The sequence below is a fragment of the Streptomyces sp. NPDC004111 genome (assembly GCF_042874215.1).
Classification (GTDB): Bacteria; Actinomycetota; Actinomycetes; order Streptomycetales; family Streptomycetaceae; genus Streptomyces.
Map to the genome: position 1 here is coordinate 114192 of NZ_JBIAMU010000020.1, position 17697 is coordinate 131888.

General features: G+C 74.7%; 3 protein-coding genes. All 3 read right to left on the reverse strand.

Annotation, left to right across the window (positions count from 1 at the left end; translation table 11 throughout):
- Window positions 1-26: 26 nt before the first annotated feature.
- From ACFYVL_RS33665 to ACFYVL_RS33675, 3 genes are read right to left on the reverse strand one after another with little or no spacing between them, the layout of a single operon-like run.
- Window positions 27-3182: an amino acid adenylation domain-containing protein gene (locus ACFYVL_RS33665; RefSeq protein WP_389251706.1), complete on the reverse strand. Its 3156-nt coding sequence runs from the start codon at window positions 3180-3182 to the stop codon at window positions 27-29.
- Window positions 3179-10996 carry an amino acid adenylation domain-containing protein gene (locus tag ACFYVL_RS33670; protein WP_389251707.1) on the reverse strand — a complete coding sequence of 2606 codons (7818 nt, stop codon included), beginning with the start codon at window positions 10994-10996 and terminating at the stop codon, window positions 3179-3181. The genes ACFYVL_RS33665 and ACFYVL_RS33670 overlap by 4 nt, the downstream gene beginning before the upstream one ends.
- Window positions 10993-17544, reverse strand: coding sequence for an amino acid adenylation domain-containing protein (locus ACFYVL_RS33675; protein ID WP_389251708.1), 6552 nt, complete (start codon window positions 17542-17544; stop codon window positions 10993-10995). Before ACFYVL_RS33675 ends, ACFYVL_RS33670 begins: the two co-directional genes overlap by 4 nt.
- Window positions 17545-17697: the final 153 nt, after the last annotated feature.

Consider the following 17697-nt stretch of genomic DNA (forward strand, 5'->3'; position numbering starts at 1 on the left):
TTCGGGTCCTTCCGCAAGGGGTGGGTTCACGGGCGGCCGGCCGCGCCGCGCAGTACGTCGGCGACCGCGGTCAGCCACCGGTCCGCGGTCCGCGCGTCGGTCACCTGGGGCCGGTACACCAGTTCCAGCCGCAGCCGGTCCGACTCCCCCGACACGTCGAGCAGCAGGTCGAGGTCGGTCTCGGGTTCGGCGAGGTCCGTGGGCGTCACCTCGATGTCGGGGAGCGTCACCCCGGTGCGCCAGGCGCTCTGCTGGGTGACCTTGACCTGGAAGAGCGGGAAGCGCCCCGCCTGCCGCGGCGGGTTCACCGCGGCGACGATGCGGTGGAACGGCAGCCGGTCGTGCGCGTAGGCGCCCAGGCACTGGCGTCGGGCGAGTTCCAGCAGGTCGCGGAAGGATGTTGCCGGCTCGGCGAACCGTACCGGCAGCTGGTTGACGAAGGTGCCGATCAGTTCCTCGCTGCCGGGCCAGGACCGGTTCACCGAGTCCATGCCGATCACGATGTCGTCGCCGCCGCTCGCCTCGCGCAGCACCTGGCAGAACGCGGCCATCACCGCCATGAAGGGGGTGGCCCGCACGTCGCGTGCCAGTGCGACGACGGCGCGGGTCTGCGCCTCGGTCAGTTCGTGCACGACGTGCCGCGCGGTGAAGTCGGCGGAGCGGGGGCGTTCCCGGTCCAGCGGCAGGTCGAGCACCGGGCGGGCCCCGGCCAGCTGTCCGGTCCAGTAGCTTTCGGCCTCGGCGGCCTCCGGGCCCTCCAGCCACTGCTTCTCCTGGCCGACGCAGTGCCCGAACGTCGTTGCCGGGAGCGGTACTTCGGTGTCGCCGTCGCGCCACCGCTGGTAGTACTCAGCGATCTCCCGGCCCAGTACGACGAGCGACCAGCCGTCCGCGACGAGGTGGTGCAGCGTCAGGGCGAGTACGTGCAGGCCGGGGCCGGTGCGCCGCAGGGCTGCTGTCATCAGGGGCGGGCGGGCGGTGCGCGAGGAGAGTCCTTCGCCTGCGTCCACGCCGCCGTCGGCGCCGGCGGGCGTCCCGCCCGCGGCGTCGAGGTGCTCCAGGGTCACCGCCGCCTTCTCCCACACGGTGCCCACCGGGACGCCGCGCTGCTGGGAGAAGACGGTGCGCAGCGGTTCGTGCCGGAGCACGACGGCGTCCAGCGCGTGCTGGAGGGCACGCCGGTCCAGGTCGCCGCGCAGCGTCAGCTCCAGCCGGACGAGCTGCGGGGCCTTGCGCTTGTGCAGCTGTTCCAGGAACCACAGGCGCTCCTGCCCGGAGGACAGGGCGCCGGGCGTCAGTGCGGACGGGTGCGGTGCGGCCGTGCGCAGCGCGGCGTGCAGTCCGCGCGGGGTCGGGTCGGCGAGGAACGCCCGCAGCGGTGTGCCGGGGGCGTCGAACCGTGTGCGTACCCGGGACACCAGCGTCATGGCGCGCAGCGAGTCGCCGCCCGCCCGGAAGAAGTCGTCGTCCGGGCCCACGGACGGCACGCCGAGCGCCTCGGCGACCACCGCCCGCACGTCCTCCAGACGTGCTCCGGCGGCCCCCGTCCGCACGGTGTCCGGCAACGGGTCCGGCTGTCCGGCGGGCGGGGCCGCGTTCGCGGCGCGTTCCCGCAGGGCCCGGTGGTCGGCCTTGCCGGAGGTGTTGGTGGGCATCCGCTCCAGCACGGTCACCTGGTGCGGCACCAGGTAGCCGGGGGCGAGGGCGCGCACCTCCTCGTGCACCCGCGCGCCCTGCGCGGCGCCGGGACCCGTGACGAACGCGTGCAGCCGGTCGCCGGACAGTACGCAGGCCGCCGCGACCACCCCGGGCACCCGGAGCAGCTGCGCCTCCACGTCGCCCAGCTCGACCCGGTGCCCGCGGACCTTCACCTGGCGGTCGCGCCTGCCGAAGAAGTCGATCGCCCCGTCGCTCCTGCGGGCGCCCCGGTCCCCGGTGCGGTAGAGCCGCCGGCCCGGGGCGTCACCGAGGTGGTCCGGCACGAACGTGAGCGCGGTGCGCACCGGATCGGCGATGTAGCCGCGGCCGACGCCGGTGCCGCCGACCAGCAGTTCGCCCTCCTCCCCCGGCTCGACCGCCCGGCCGTCGGCGTCCACCAGGTGGATGCGGGTGCGCAGGATCTCCCGGCCGATCGGCGGGAAGGGTGCGCGTGCGCACTCCTCGTCAGTGACGAAGTGGTGGGTGACGTCGTCCGAGCACTCCGTGGGGCCGTACGCGTTGACCACGGGGATGTTGGGGCAGTGCGCGTACCAGCGGCGGGCGACGTGCGAGGGCAGCGCCTCGCCGGTCGCGATCAGGTAGCGCAACGAGCCTAGCGAGTCGCGCAGTTGGGCGCTCGCGGCGAGTTCGTCGACCAGTACGGACAGGAACGACGGGACGATCTCCAGGACCGTGACCCCGTGCCGCCGCACCCAGGCGGCCAGCTCGGCGGGTTCGGAGATGTTGCGCGGCGAGGCGACCGCGACGGCCGCGCCGAGGGTGAGTCCGGTGAGGCACTGCCACACCGAGATGTCGAAGGACAGCGGCGCGGTGAACCCGAGGACGTCCGCGGGCCCGAGGGCGAGGTCGGCGGCCTTGGCCGCGATGTGGTTGTCCATCCCCGCGTCCTCGACCATGACGCCCTTGGGCGCGCCGGTGGAGCCGGAGGTGAAGATGACGTACGCCAGGCCGCCGGGGTGCCTGACGGTGTGCGGGGCGCCCGGGGGCGGGGCGTCGGCCGCGCTCCCGCCCGGGGGTTCCGGGTCGGCCGCCGTGAGCACCTGCGGGCCCAGTCCGGCCGCGTACTCCTCGTGGCCGGGGCGTACGAACAGCAGGCGCACGCCCGCCGTTTCGCACATCTGGCGGGCCCGGTGGGCGGGTGTGTGCGGCTCTACGGGGACGAAGGCGGCGCCCGCCCGCAGCACCCCGAGCACCATGGCCACGTACGGTGCGCAGCGGTCGGAGACGAGTGCGACGACGGTCTCGGGACCGACGCCCCTCGCCTTCAGCTGCGCCGCGTACCGGGCCGATTCGCGGTCGAGGTCCGCGTAGCTGCGTACCGCCGCGTCCTCCGTCACGGCCACCGCGTCGGGGGTCTGTGCGAGCCCGCGGCGGAACGCGGCCAGCAGGTCGGTGCCCGCCGCCGGCGGATCGGTGCGCGCCGTCAGCAGGCCGGTGTGCGCCGTCGGCAGATCCGTGTTCATCGTGCCTCCTGGAGGAGTGACTCCGCGGTCGCCGACAGGGCGGCGCCGATGTCGTCCAGCAGCCGCCGTGCCTGTGCACGGCCGAGCGTCGCCGGCTTGTACCGCAGTTCCAGTACCAGTTCGCCGTCCTGCGGTACGGCGTTGAGCACCAGGTCGCAGGTGGTGGCGCTGATCGCACCGGAGAACAGATCGCTGTCCGGCCGGTAGGGGCTCATCCTCAAGCCCCCGACCTCATCGGCCTCCCGGTACTCCTCCTGCATCACGAACATCGCCTCGAACAGGGGGTCCACCCGCATGCGGTCCGGGTACGCGGCGTCCAGCGCGTCGAGCACCTCCTCGAACGGCAGCTCCTGGTGCTGCTGCGCCGCCACGCACACCCGGCGGCTCTGGGCGGCCAGCTCCGCCGGGGAGGCGTTCTCCTCGACGTGCAGCCGCAGCACCGCCGTGTTCACGAACAGGCCGACGGCGTCCTCCACCGCGCGGCCCATCCGGTTGGCGAGCATCGTGGCGATCCGGATGTCGTCCTGGTCGCTCCACGCGCGCAGGGTCGCCGCGTAGGCGCTCAGCGCGAGGACGAACTCCGTCGTGCCGTGCAGCGCGGCGGCCCGTGCGAGGCGCGCGGTGTCGGCGGGCGCGACGCGCAGCCGGCAGCTCGCCGACCGCAGCCGCTCCTTGACGCCGCCCTCGCCGAACCGGGCGAGGCGGCTCGTCCCCTTGCCGCCCAGCCGTGCCCACGGTGCGGCCAGGGTCTCCAGCCAGTACGCGCGCTGGCGCGCGGCCTCCTCGCCGAGCAGCCGGCTCTCCCGCTCCCGTGCCAGCCGGCCACTGCCCGGCGCGGCAGGCAGCTCCGGCAGGCCCTCATCTGCCGTGAGGCTCCGGTAGATCCGGCCCGCCTCGTCGAACAGCACCGCGAGCGACCAGCCGTCGCAGACGAGGTGGTGGACGTTGAGGAGGAGCACGTGCCGGTCGTCTGCCAGGCGGTACACCGTCGCCCGCAGCAGTGGTGCCACGGCGAGGTCGAAGGGGGCGCGGACCGCCTTGGCGATGAGCCGTTCGCAGCGGGCGTCCGGGTGGGGGTGCTCCCGCAGGTCCACGTGTGCGAGGGCGAACGGCACCTCGGGTTCGGCCCGGAGCACGGGCCGGCCGTCGCCGTCGACGCGGACGCGGGTGCGCAGCGCGTCGTGCCTGCGGACCAGTTCCGCGAAGGTCCGCTCCAGGGCGGGCACGTCGAGCGGACCCTGCATCTCCACCGCGCCGGGCATGCCGAACAGGGGCAGTCCGGGCAGTTTGCTCTCCAGCAGCCACATCTGGTGCTGTGCCTGGGACAGCGGGAGCTCCTCGGCTCCGGCCGGCGCGCCCGCCGGTGCGGGCGGCGGTGCCCCCGCCGGTGTCGCCCCGGGCGCCTGGGCGAGGGCGCGTGCCGTGGCCGCGACGGTCGGCGCGTCCATGAACTCCCCCAGGGGCAGCGTGCTGCCGTGCTGGGCGCGCAGCCGGTTCACCACCCGTACGGCGGTCAGCGACGAGCCGCCCACCTCGAAGAAGTCGTCCTCCACACCGAACGGCCCCGGCCCGAGCACCTGCGTCCAGACGTCGGCGACGGCCTGCTCCAGGGGTGTGCGCGGGGCCACCGCGGCGGCGGATTCCTGGTCGGCGGTCCTCAGCCGGGCCAGCGCACGCCGGTCGGTCTTGCCGTCGGCGGTCACCGGGAACGCGTCCAGGACCACGCAGCGGTGCGGCAGCGCCGAGCGCGGCAGCCGGGGGCGCAGGTGGTCGCGGATCTCCCGGCCGTCCAGCTCGGCGCCCTCGGCGGGAAGGACGAACAGGACGAGGGTCGCCGTGCCGTCCGCGTGCCGGCGCTCCACGGCCGCCGCTTCGGCCACCTTGGCGTGCAGCCGGGCGTGGCTCTCGATCTCGCTCGGGTCGACGCGGACGCCGCCGATGGACAGCTGTCCGTCGAGCCTGCCGAGGAACGCGATGTTGCCGTCCGCGTCCCGGCGCGCCCGGTCGCCCGTCCAGTGCAGCCGTCCGCCGGGGCTGTCGCTCCACGGGTCGGGTACGAACCTGCGGGCGGTCAGGCCCGGTTCGCCGCCGTAGCCGTGCGCGACGCAGGCGCCGCCGATGTAGAGGTCGCCTGCCACGCCGTCGGGGACCGGGTTGAGGTCGGCGTCGAGGACGAACAGGTCGACGTTGCCGACGGGCCTGCCGATCGGTACGTCGCCCCGGCCGCCGGGGGCCACGTCGCAGGCGGTGGCGTCGATGGCGGTCTCGGTGAGGCCGTAGATGTTCACCAGCCGTACCGGGCAGGTCTCCAGGAACCTGTTGGCGAGCGCGCGCGGCAGCACGTCGCCGGCGCACTGGATCAGCCGGAGCGTCGCGAGGTCCGCGGCGCAGGTCGGCGAGTCGAGCAGGGCGTGCAGCAGGCTGGGGGCCACGTGCAGGCAGGTGATCCGGTGGGCGCGCACGGCGGCGGCCACCAGGTCGGCGTCGCGGCCTCCGTTGTCGGGGAGGGCGACGAGGGTGCCGCCGGCCACGATCGCTTCCAGCATCTCGATGATGGCCGCGTCGAATCCGGTGCTGCGGGTCATCAGGGTCCGGTCGACCTCGGCCGCGCGGAAGTGGCCACGGCCCCACTGGAGCCGGTTGACGAGGGCGTCCTGGCCGACGACCACGCCCTTGCGGTTCCCGGTCGAGCCGGAGGTGTACACGATGTACGCGGGGGCCCGCGCGGGCAGGGCGGTCACCGGGACGGCCTCGGACGGTTCGTCGGGGACGTCCTCGGCGACCAGCAGCGGCGTGCCGTGGCCGGCGAGCCAGGCCAGGGCGTCGCGGAACCTGTCCGCCGAGACGACCGCGCGGACCGAAGCGCCGTCGAGGACGTGGGCGTGGTGCAGCCGACCGTCGTCCGGGTTGAGCGGCACGTAGACGGCGCCGATGTGCTGGGTGGCGAGGAACGCGGCGACCTGGTCCTCGTTCGCATGCAGGAGCACACCGACGGTGTCGCCCGCGCCGACGCCGAGGGCGGTGAGCCGCTGGGCGAAGGACTCGGTGCGCAGGGCCAGTTCGCGGTAGGTCCAGGTGCGGTCGGCGGTCTCGACCGCGTGCTTGGCCGGGTTCTCCCGCACCCGGTCGGCGAACAGGGCGGGGACGGTGGCGCCGGTGGCCGGGGTGCGTGCGCCCCGGCCCCGGGCGACCAGTCGGCTCTCCTCGTCGGCGCCGAGCAGGCTCGCGGCCCGGCAGGAGGAGTGCGGCCGGGCGAGGAGGGCGAGCAGGGCGCTGCGGTAGGCGCGGACCGCGAGGTCCATGGTGGCGGCCGGCACCACGGAGGCGTCGTGCTCCAGGGACAGCCTGAGCTGTGCGGTGCGCATGTCGACGGTGAAGTCGGCGCCGAACGCGTAGTGCGTCGACTCCTGTTCGGTGATTCCGGTGATCTCCAGCCGGCCGGAGCGCACGAGGTCGTGCGTGACGTGGAAGTCGGTGAAGTTGAAGCCGGTGTCCACCAGGGGGCGGCTGCCGTAGCTCTGCTGGATGGCGGCGTGCGGGTACCAGCGGTGGCGCATCAACTCCAGTTCGGCCGCGTGGACGTCGTGGGCGAGTTCGGCCCAGGTCTGCCCGCCGACGGTGGTGCGCAGCGGCAGGTTGTTCAGGAACAGGCCCAGCACCCGGTCAGCGTCGGGCTGTTCGGGGCGGCAGGCCGTGGTGAGTCCGGTGACCACGCTCCGGTGGCCGGACAGCCACGCGAGCACCCTCATGTGCACGGCCAGCAGCAGCGACTTCAGCGGCACCGCGACCTCGGCGGCGACGGTGTGCAGGTCGTCGACGACGCCGTGCGGCAGGGGCACCGGGAGGTGGCGCATGTCCGGCGGCCCGGTGCGTTCCGCGGCGAGGCCGGTGGACTCGGGCGTGGTCCGCTCGCGCCAGTACCGCTGGATCGCCGGGTCGTCGCAGGCCTGTCGTTCGAGGGCCACGTAGTCGGCGAAGGCGCTGCGCAGCACGGCGACCGGCCGGGCGGGCCGGCCTTCCAGCAGGTCCAGGTAACGGGAGGCCAGTTCCTCGAAGAGCAGGTTGACCGACCACCCGTCGAGGATCGCGTGGTGGTGGGTGAAGACCAGTTGGAAGCTGTCCGGCGAGAACTCCACGACGACGAACCGGTAGAGCGGGGCCGCCGTGAGGTCGATCGGGTCGCTGCTCTCGTCGCGCAGCAGTTTTGCCAGGTGGGCGGCCTGCCCGGCCGCGTCGAGGTGCTCGACGTTCTCGTAGCGCAGGGGCGGTGCGACGGTGCGGTGCACGACCTGCATCGGTGCGGTGCGGTGGCCGAGGTCGAATCCGGTGCGCAGCACGGCGTGCGCGCCGACGACGGTCTCCAACGCCTCCTGGAACAGGGCGCGGTCCATGGGCGCGCGCAGGGTGTAGCTCAGCATGATGTGGTACTGGGCCGCGGCGGGCTCCAGTTCGCTGTGGTAGACCATGCCGGTCTGGAGCGCGGTCATCGGGTAGGCGTCCTCGACGGAGTCCCCGAACGCCTTCGCGGCCCGCTCGGGCAGCAGGCCGAACGGCGCGGTGCGCGCCGGGACCTGCTCCCGGGGTGCGCCGCCGGCCGCGGCGAGTTCGGCGAGGACCGGTGTGGTGTAGACGTCGCGCACGCTCAGGTGGATGCCGCGTTCGCGGGCCAGTGCCACCAGCCGGATCGCCCGCATGGAGTCGCCGCCGCGCTCGAAGAAGTCGTCCGCCGTCGACACGGTGTCGACGTCCAGTGCCTCCCGGTACGCCTCGGCCAGCGCCTCCTCGGCGGGGCCGGCCGGCGCGACGGCGTCCCGGCGGGACGGGGCGGGGCGCAGGGCGGCGATGGCGGCTCGGTCCAGTTTCCCGTTGGCCGTCAGGGGCAGGGCGTCGACGACCGACACCGTGGCGGGCACCATGTGGCGCGGCAGGGCCAGCCGGGCCTCGCGGCGCACGTCGGCGGCCTGCGGCTGCCGGCCATCGGCGGCGGTCACGGCGGCCACGAGGCGCCCGTCGGCCACGGCACAGCCCGCCGCCGCGACGCCGGGCTGTGCCGCGAGGGCCTTCTCGACCTCGGCCAGTTCGATGCGGAATCCGTGCAGTTGCACCTGTCCGTCGCGGCGTCCGAGGTAGTGCAGGGCGCTGCCGCGCCTGCGGCCGAGGTCGCCGGAGCGGTACATGCGGGCGCCGGGGACGGGGCTGAACGGGTCGGGCACGAAGCGTTCGGCGGTGAGCCGCGGCAGGCCCGGGTAGCCGTTGCTGACGCCGGGGCCGCCGACGTGGATCTCCCCGGCGCAGCGGTCCGCGCAGGGGCGGCCGTCCCGGTCGAGGAGGTACAGGGCGCCACCGGGCAGCGGCCCGCCGATGCCGCCGTCCCGCCAGGCGGGGGCGCGGCCGGGTGCGATCCGCTGCCAGGAGGCGTGCACCGTGGTCTCGGTGATGCCGTACATGTTGACCAGTTCGCCATCCGCGATCTCGTACCAGCGCGGGGCGAGCCCCTGGTCGAACGCCTCGCCGCCGAAGATCACCAGGCGGACGTCGCGCACCCGCCCGGGGTGTTCGGCGGCCACCGGGAGGAGGACGGAGAACGCGGACGGCGTCAGGTTCAGCACGGTCACCCGCTCGCGTTCCAACAGCCGGGCGAACGCCTCCGGCTCACGGGTCACCCACGGCGGCACCACGACGAGGGTGCCGCCCGTGGTGAGGCTGCCGAACACCTCCCACACGGAGAAGTCGAACGCGCAGGAGTGGAACAGCGTCCAGGTGTCGTGCGGGCCGAAACCGAACTCGGGGCCCGTGCCGTCCAGCAGGCTCAGCACGTTGCGGTGCGTGACGTGCACGCCCTTGGGGCGGCCCGTCGAGCCGGACGTGTAGATGACGTACGCGACGGCGTCCAGCGGCACCGGCGGGCACGGCGGTGCGTCCGCGCCCTCGTCGGCCAGTGCCCGCAGGGTGTCGGCGTCGATCCGCAGGCGGGCACCGGCGTCCGTGGTGACCGCGTCGGTCCTGGCCTGCGGCCACGCCTCGTCCAGCACCAGGTACGCGGCTCCGGCGCGCACCACGCCGAGCATCGCCACGACGAGGTCGCTGCCGCGCGGCAGCGGCACCGCCACGACGTCACCGGCGCGCACGCCCCGTGCGCGCAGTCCGCGGGCGACGGCGTCGGTGCGCGCGTCCAGCGCGCGGTAGGAGAGGGTGTCGCCCATGTGCCGGAGCGCGTCGGCGTCGCCGCGCTCGGCGGCCGTCCGGGCGAGGCGGGCGGCGAGCGAGTCGGCCGCGGCGGGCACCCGGGCCGGTGCGGCACCCACGCCCCAGGCGTGGCCGTCGCCCAGGGGCAGTTCGGCGAGCGGCAGGTCCGGGTCCGCGACGACGAGGCGGACGATCGTGCCGAGCAGGCCGGCGAGTGCGGCGGCGTCGGCGTCCGCGACGGCCCGCCGGTGGAACTCGACGGTCACCGACAGGGTGTCGCCGTCGTCCTGGACGAGGAAGTTCAGGTCGTACTTGGCGCTGTTGTGGTCGACGTCGAGCAGCGTCGTCTGCAGGCCGTCGAAGCGCGGTGCGGGGACGGCCGGGCCGACGTCGGTGACGACGACGTTGAACAGGCCGCCGTCCCGGGTCACGGGCCGGACGCCGAGTTCGTCGCGTACCACCTCGACGGGCAGCCCGGCGTGGTCGACGGCGGCGAGCACCGCCGACCGCACGCGGGCGACCAGGTCGCGGAACGCGGGGCGGCCGGTGAGGTCCACCCGGACCGGGACCATGGCGACGAGGTGTCCGATCAGGGTGTCGAGGCCCGCCCGGTCGCGCTGGGCGACGGGGGTGCCGACGACGAGTTCGCGGCGGTCGGCCACCTGTGCCAGCAGGACGGACACCGCGGCCGACAGGACGGTGAAGGGGCGTGCCCGGCACTCCTGGGCGAGCGTGCGGAGCGCGGCCGTGGTCGGGGCGTCGACCCGCACCGTGTGCGCACCGCCGCCCTGTCCGGTCGCGGGCCGCGGGAGCGGCAGCAGTCCGGCTCCCGGGTCGGCGAGCCGGTCGCGCCAGAAGCGCCGGGCGGCACCGTGGTCCGCGTCGCGCACCCGGGCGTGCTGCCAGGCGGCGTAGTCCACCATGCCGAAGCGGCCGACGGGCGGGGTGCGCCCGTTGTAGCGGTGTGCCAGGTCGTCGACGAGCACCCGCACGGACTCGCCGTCGGCGATCAGGTGGTGCACGGCGAAGAAGAGCACGTGGTCGTCGGGCGCCGACCTCAACAGCGCGACGCGCAGGGGTGGTTCGGTGTCGAGCGCGAAGGGGGCCGCCGCCAGTTCGGCGCACCGGCGCGGCCGGTCGTCGGCGGTGACGTCCTCCACCGCGAGGGGTCGCGCCGTGTGCGGCAGCACCTCCTGCCGGGGCGTTCCGTGGGCGGCCGGGAAGACCGTCCGCAGCGAGGGGTGCGCGGCGCGGGCCCCGTCGAGGGCCGATTCCAGTGCGGCGACGTCGAGCGGGCCGCGCAGCCGGACCGCGCCGCAGATGTGGTGGACGCCTGGTTCGTCGGCCAGTTGGCCGGATGCCCACAGGCCGCGCTGGCCCCAGGTCAGTTCGCCGCTGTCGCCGCTCGGGGCGGGTGGCCAGGGGGACTCGGTCCGTGCGGCCAGCAGGTTCCTCAGTGCGTCGCGGTGCGCCTTCATCTCCGCGAGCAGTTCGGGCGCGACGTCGCCGTGCGCCGACCGGAACTTGATCCGGCCGTCCTCCAGGCGCAGGCTCACACCCCGGTAGTCCAGGCGCCGGATCACATCGTGCGCGGTTGTCTCGTGTGCGGGCTGCTCGTGTGCGGTCATCGCTCCCCCTCGATGGCTTCTTCCGGACTCGTCGCGCAGGTGGCCAGCGCCCGCAGACAGCGCTCGGCCAGCCGCGCGATCCCCTGTGCGCTGTAGGTGTGGGCGGCGTACCGCAGCGAGCAGCGGTAGCCGTCCGCGCGGGGTTCGATGTCGAGCGTGAGCGGGTACGGCGAGGTGCCGTTGTCGATCTCGGTGAGTTCGGTGGTGACGCCGTCGAAGCCGGGTGTCGGTTCGGCGGGCGGCTGCATCACGACCATGACGTCGAACGGCGGGTGCGCCGGGTCCGTCCCCTCCGCGAGCGCCCGCACCAGTTGCTGGAAGGGCAGGTAGCGCGACCGGTAGGCGCGCAGCGAGCTGTCCCGCACGTGTTTGAGCGCGTCGTGGAAGGAGTCCGTCGGGCCGAGCGGGACGGGCAGCAGCGACACGTTGAGCAGCGGTCCCACGACGTCCCTGAGCGCCGGGTGGTCCCGGGTCGCGATCAGGGTGCCCAGGACGGCCGTCCGTTCCGCCCCTCCGTCGCCCAGCAGGGTGGCGAGCGCGGTCGCGAAGACCATGAAGGGGGTGGTGCCGGTCCTGCCCGCGCGGTCCCGGACGGCTTCGGCCGTGCGCGCGTCGACCTCGAACCAGTGCCTGAGCGCGCCCGGGGAGGCGCCCGGCCCTTCTGCGCCGGGCGTGCCGTCGGCGGCGATACCGGGCGCGGTGACCGGGTGCGCGGGGAGCGCTCCCTGCCATTCGTCCGCGAGTCCCCCGGCCCAGGCCAGCCAGGCGTGCTCGTCCACGCAGTAGTGCGCGTACGTGTACGGGGCGGCGGCGGGTGGCCGTCCGTTGTAGTGGTCGGCCAGCTGCCGCAGGAAGACGGGCAGGGAGCCGCCGTCGCACACCAGGTGGTCGATGGTGACGGCCAGCTGCCACTCCTCGGCCCCGCTCCGGACGAGCAGCGCCCTGAACGGGAGTTCCCCGGGCAGGACGAACCCGGTGGCCGCCTCCTGTGCGATCACCTCTTCCGCCGCCTCGGGTCCGAACTCCGCGACCGCGCCGCGCAGATCGGCGTGCGCCAGCTCGAACTCCCCGGCCGGCGCGGGCTCCCAGTGCGGCACACCGTCCACCTCGGTGAACCGGGCCAGCAGCACGGGGTGCGCGGCGAGCACCGCCCGCAGGCTGTGCTCCAGCCGCCCCGGGTCGAGTGCCCCGGTGAAGCGCAGCACGCCCGGCATGTTGTAGGCGGCGCTGCGGTCGTCGAGTGCGCGCAGGAACCAGAACCGCTGCTGCGCGGCGCTCGCCGGCACCGGATAGGTCACGGACGTGGCGGTCGGGGCGAACGAGGTCCCGGCGCGCGGGCTCGCGTGCCGTACCGCTTCGACGAACTCGTCCAGGCACGGGTGCGCGAAGACCGACTCGACGTCGAGTGCGACCGCGAGGGTACGGGAGACCTGGTCGAGCATCTGCAGCGCGAGCAGCGAATGCCCGCCCAGCAGGAAGAAGTTGTCGCGCCAGCCGATCTCCGGGCGCTCCAGCACCGCGCACCAGGCGGCCCGTACGGCGGCGGCGACCTGGTCCTCGCGGACCTCGGCGGCCTGCTGCGGCGCGGTCGGGCGGTAGCTCAGTGCCGCGTGGTCGACCTTGCCGTTGGCGCTCCGGGGCAGGCTCGGCCACCGTACGCACACCGAGGGGATCATGTGGCGGGGCAGCCGGTCGCCGAGCGCGAGACGGATGCGGGTGTACGCGTCGGCGTCCAGTTCCCGCCCCGTTCCGGCGTCCTCGATCCCGTTGTTCTGCAGGGATACTGACGGCGCGTCAGTGACGTTGGGGTCGTGGGCATAGGCCAGGTGCGCCACCAGGGAGACGCCGTAGGGGGTCTCGTGGGTCTTCGCCGCCGCGTCCACCACGCCGGGCAGTTCGCGCAGCGCTGCCTCGATCTCGCCCGGTTCGATGCGCAGGCCGCGCACCGCGACCTGCCGGTCGGCCCGGCCGAGGTACTCCAGTTCGCCGTCCGCGGTGCGCCGGCCCAGGTCGCCGGTCCGGTACAGCCGGGTGCCCGGCTCCCCGAAGGGGTCGGGCACGAACGCGGTCGCGGTGCGGCGCGGGTCGTTCAGGTAGCCGCGCCCGACGCCATCGCCGCCCACGCACAGTTCTCCGGTGACGCCGGACGGGACGGCGGCCAGGGCGGCGTCCAGCACGTGTACCGAGGTGTTCGGCAGTGGCGCCCCGATCGGCACCGGGCGGGTGCCGTCGTCCTGCGGGACGACCGTGCCGATGGTCACGTCGTCGGCGCACTCGGCGGGACCGTAGGCGTTGAACAGGGCGACGGACGGGCACGCGGTGTGCCAGCGGCGCGCGATGTCCCGGGTCAGTTCCTCCCCCGTGGAGACGACCGCGCGCAGCCGGTGGGGGCCGCGGTGCAGGCCTTCGTCCAGGAGGGCCGCGATCGTCATGGGCACGGTCTGCAGGACGGTGATGCCGCCGTCGGCGACGGCTTCCGCCAGCCGGGCCGGGGACGCGCCGTCGGCGATCCTGGTCCGCGCCCCCGCGACCGCCCCGGTGAGGAGCTGCCACACGGAGATGTCGAAGGACGCCGGAGCCGTCTGGCCGACGCAGTCCTCCCGGCCGAGACCGAAGTGCCGGCCGAGACCGAAGTGCTCGACCATCTGCCACAGGTGGTTGGTGAGGCCCCGGACGGTGACGACGGCGGGCTTGGGCACACCGGTGGAGCCCGAGGTGTGGATGATGTACGCGCCGTGGCCGGCACGCGCCCGGAGCGCCGGGCCCTGCGCGGCCTCGCCGCGCAGCAGTTCGGCCATGTCGAGCACCTGTACCGCGCCGTGGCCCACCAGCGCGCTGCCGCGGGCGTCGGTGATCGCGACGGCGGCGTCGAGCGCGCCGACCATGCGGGCCGCGCGCACGGGTGCCTCGGAGGGCGAGACGGGCACGTAGCAGCCCGACGCCTGGTGGATGCCGAGCACGACGGCGACGTAACCGGCGGTGCGCTCGGCGCACACCACCACGTGGCTGTCCGGGCCCACGCCCGCCTCGACCAGCACCTCGGCCACGTGGTTGGCGCGGCGTTCGAGTTCGGCCCAGGTCAGCGTGGTGGTGCCGTCGTCGACGGCCACCGCGTCGGGTGCGGCGCGGACGTGCCGCTGGAAGGCCCGCAGGTAGTGGTCCTCGCGGGGCACCGTGCGGCCGGTGCCGCGCGCGAGCACCTCGCGCAGGCCGTCGGCGTCCAGCAGCGGCAGCCGTGTCACGTCGGCGGTGGGGTCGTCGGCCAGGGCCGTCAGCATCGCCAGGTACGAGGCGACGAACTGCTGGGCCTGTGCCCGGGGCAGCAGTGCGCTGTCGTACTGGAGTCCGCACTCCAGCCCGTCGCCGAGTTCCGCGACGTTCAGCGCGATGTCGGTCTGGGCGGAGGGGTCGGGCACCGGGTGGGCGCGGAGTTCCCCGTCCCCGAGGGGCAGCGCGGCCGACGGGTCGCCGAGCACGAGTCCGGCGGCTTCGGCGCCGCCGGGCAGCGCCCGGGTGTAGTGGCTGAACATCGCCTGGAAGACCGGCGGTGCGCCGGTCCCCCGGTCGGTGTTCAGACGCCCGGCCAGCAGCGGGAACGGCAGCTCCTGGTGGTCCAGTGCGTCCAGCACGCGCCGCTGGGTGGCGTGGGCGAACGCACCGAAGTCCTCGCGCCGCCAGGTGGAGCGGATCGGCAGGGTGTTCACCAAGTAGCCGACGTGCGCGGCGAGTTGCTGATCGGTGCGGCCCGCGACCGGCACCCCCACCACCAGGTCGGTCCGGCCCGACATCCGGTGCAGCAGTGCCTGGAACGTCGCCAGCAGCACGTTGTGCGAGGTGAGGCCCTCCCGGCGGGCGAAGGCGGTGAGCCGCCGCGCCACGTCGGCGGGCACCCGGAACGGCAGGGTCGTCCCCGCCCAGCCCCGGCGGTGGGTCGCCGACGGGAGGGCCAGGACGGGCAGTTCGCCGTCGAGTTCCGCATCCCAGAACGCGTGCAGCGCGTCGGCGCGGGCGAGCGCGGCGGCCTCCAGCTCGACCGGCAGCGCGCTGTAGGGGGCGGCCGGTGCGGGGGTGTCCCGCGGGTGGGAGTCGTGTGCGTACTCCTCGGTGAGCGCGGCCAGCAGCACCGACAGCGAGGAGACGTCGCAGACGAGGTGGTGCAGGGACAGCACCAGGATCTGTGTGTCGCCGCGCAGCAGGATCGCGGCCCGTACCAGCCAGTCGTGTTCGAGGTCGAACGGCGTGGTCGCCAGCCGGGCCGTCCACCGCTGGACCTCGGCCCCGGTCCAGTCCGCCGCGTCCACGACGTCGGGGACGACCGCCGCTTCGAGGCGCACCTCGGCGACCGGGGCCCCCTCGACGTCGCGGACCCTCAGCCGCAGGGAGGCGTACCGGGCGACGACGGCGTTGAGTGCGCGGGTCAGTCGGCCGACGTCCGCGGTGAGGGTGAAGGCACGGGTGATGTTGTAGGCGTGGCTGTGCGGGGCGGTGCGCTGGATGAACCACAGTGCGCGCTGGTTCTCGGTGAGGCGCGGCTGCCCGGCCGCGGTGGCCGCGGCGGTGTGGGCGGGGGCGTCCAGCGCGGTGCGGGCGAGCGCGCCCAGCGACGGGGCGCGCAGTACGGCGCTGGCCGACAGCCGCACCCCGAGCAGGTCCTCGATCTCGTGCTGGAGGCGCACCGCGACCAGCGATTCGACACCCAGGGAGGCAGGCGCGTCGCGTACGTCCGTGTCGGTGCCCAGCAGGTCGCGCAGGTGGGCGGCGAGCGCCTCGGCCAGCCAGTCGGCCCGCGCCCGGCGGTGCGCAGCGCCGAACCCGCCGCCGCTCGCCTCGGCGACCTTCCCGGCCAGTGAGGAGCCGGTGCCGGCGTCCGGGTCCGAGCGCGCCAGGTGCGGCAGTGCGCCGCTGAGGAACCGCTGTTTCGCGGCGAACCGCTGCACCTTGCCGCTGGAGGTCTTGGTGATCGCGCCGGGTGGCGCGAGGACGACGGTGTGCGCGCGGACGCCGTAGTTCCGTGCCAGTGCGCCACGGATGCGCCGGATCAGGTGCGGGTACTGCTCCTCGGGCGTTCCCGCGCGTACTTCCTGGACGGCCACCAGCGCGTCGTCGTCGTCCGTGCCGAAGACGGCGCCGCAGCCCGGCCGCAGCGCTGGGTGCGCGGCGGCCACGTCGGCCTCCATGTCCTCCGGGTGCAGGTTCCGGCCGCGGAAGATCACCAGGTCCTTGAGGCGTCCGGTGACGTACAGCCGTCCGTCGAGGACGAACCCGAGGTCGCCGGTGCGCAGGAACGGCCTGCCCGCCAGGGGGAGGCCGAAGGTGCCGCGGCCCGACTCCGGGTCCGCCCAGTAGCCCGCGCCGTTGCTGTCGCCGGCCACGCAGATCTCCCCGGTGCGGCCGTCGGCCACCGGCTCCGCGGTGTCCGGGTCGACGACGCGCAGGGCGGCGTGGTCGGGCAGCCGGTAGGAGACCAGTTCCCGCACCGCGCGGTCCGAGGCCGGTACGGCGCTGCCTGCTTCAAGCGACGCCACGTCGAAGGAGCGGCTGCGGCTCGGCTCCCCCGCCTCCGCGCTCGCCACCAGCAGGGTCGCCTCGGCGAGCCCGTAGCACGGAGTGTGCGCCTCGGCCCGGAACCCGCTGGCGGCGAAGGTGCGGGTGAACGCCCGCAGGGTCTCGGGCAGTACCGGGGCCGCGCCGTTGAAGGCCACCCGCCAGGTGCTCAGGTCCAGGCCCGCGCGTTCCTCCTCGGTCGACTTGCGGACGCACAGGTCGTAGGCGAAGTTCGGGCCGCCGCTGACGTCCGCCCGCTCCGCCGAGATCGTCTCCAGCCACGACACCGGTCTGCGCAGGAAGGTCAGCGGGTCGAGGATCACCGCCCGTGCCCCGGCGTAGAGCGGTTGCAGCAGGCCGCCGATGAGGCCCATGTCGTGGTGCAGCGGCAGCCAGCTCACCACTGTCGAGTCCGGCCGCACGCCGAACGCCCGGTTGATCGCGGCCTCGTTGTCCATGAGGTTGCCGTGCGTGACGACGACGCCCCGGGGCGCCCGGGTCGATCCGGAGGTGTACTGGAGGAACGCCACGCCGTCGGAGCGGATGCCGGAGAGCGGGGGCGCCGGGGCGCCGGTGTCCGCCAGTGTCTCCGCGTCGATCCAGGGCAGGTTCAGCGCGCCGAGCGCGGTGGCGGCGAGCAGTTCCCGCAGCGGCGCGACGGACACCACCGCGCGGGCTCCGCTGTCCCGTGCCACGGAGGCGACCCGCTCCAGCCCCGACTCGTTGGCGGGCAGCGACAGCGGCACCGCGACGACGCCCGCCTGGAGGCAGCCCAGGAACACGAAGGCGAACTCGGCGGTGGGCGGCAGCAACAGCAGCAGCCGCTCCCCCGGGTCCAGCCTCTCCCGCAGGGCGCCGGCCGTGGCCGAGACTCCCTGGGCCAGTTCTCCGTAGGTGAGTGCGCGGGGGCTGCCGAGGCCGGGCTCCGGTGCGAACGCGAGCGCGCGCGCCGGGCCCTGCCGCTGAGCGTGCTCGTGCAGGGTGGTGATGAGATTGCCGTGCATGGGTTACCCGGTCCCCTCGCCTGTGCCGCCGGATCGCTGCAGGTGGTGTGCGTTGCCGCGTGCGTGACGTGATGCGTGCGTGACGTGGTGCGTGCGCGCGGTGAAGCGTGCGCGCTGCGCGTGTGTGCTCGGTGAGGCGTGTGCGCCACGCGC

What these genes read in the sequence shown, in the direction of transcription:
- ACFYVL_RS33670 (WP_389251707.1), bottom strand. Translation starts at nt 10,996, where the DNA reads ATGACCGCACACGAGCAGCCCGCACACGAGACAACCGCGCACGATGTG.
- ACFYVL_RS33675 (WP_389251708.1), bottom strand. Translation starts at nt 17,544, where the DNA reads ATGCACGGCAATCTCATCACCACCCTGCACGAGCACGCTCAGCGGCAG.
- ACFYVL_RS33665 (WP_389251706.1), bottom strand. Translation starts at nt 3,182, where the DNA reads ATGAACACGGATCTGCCGACGGCGCACACCGGCCTGCTGACGGCGCGC.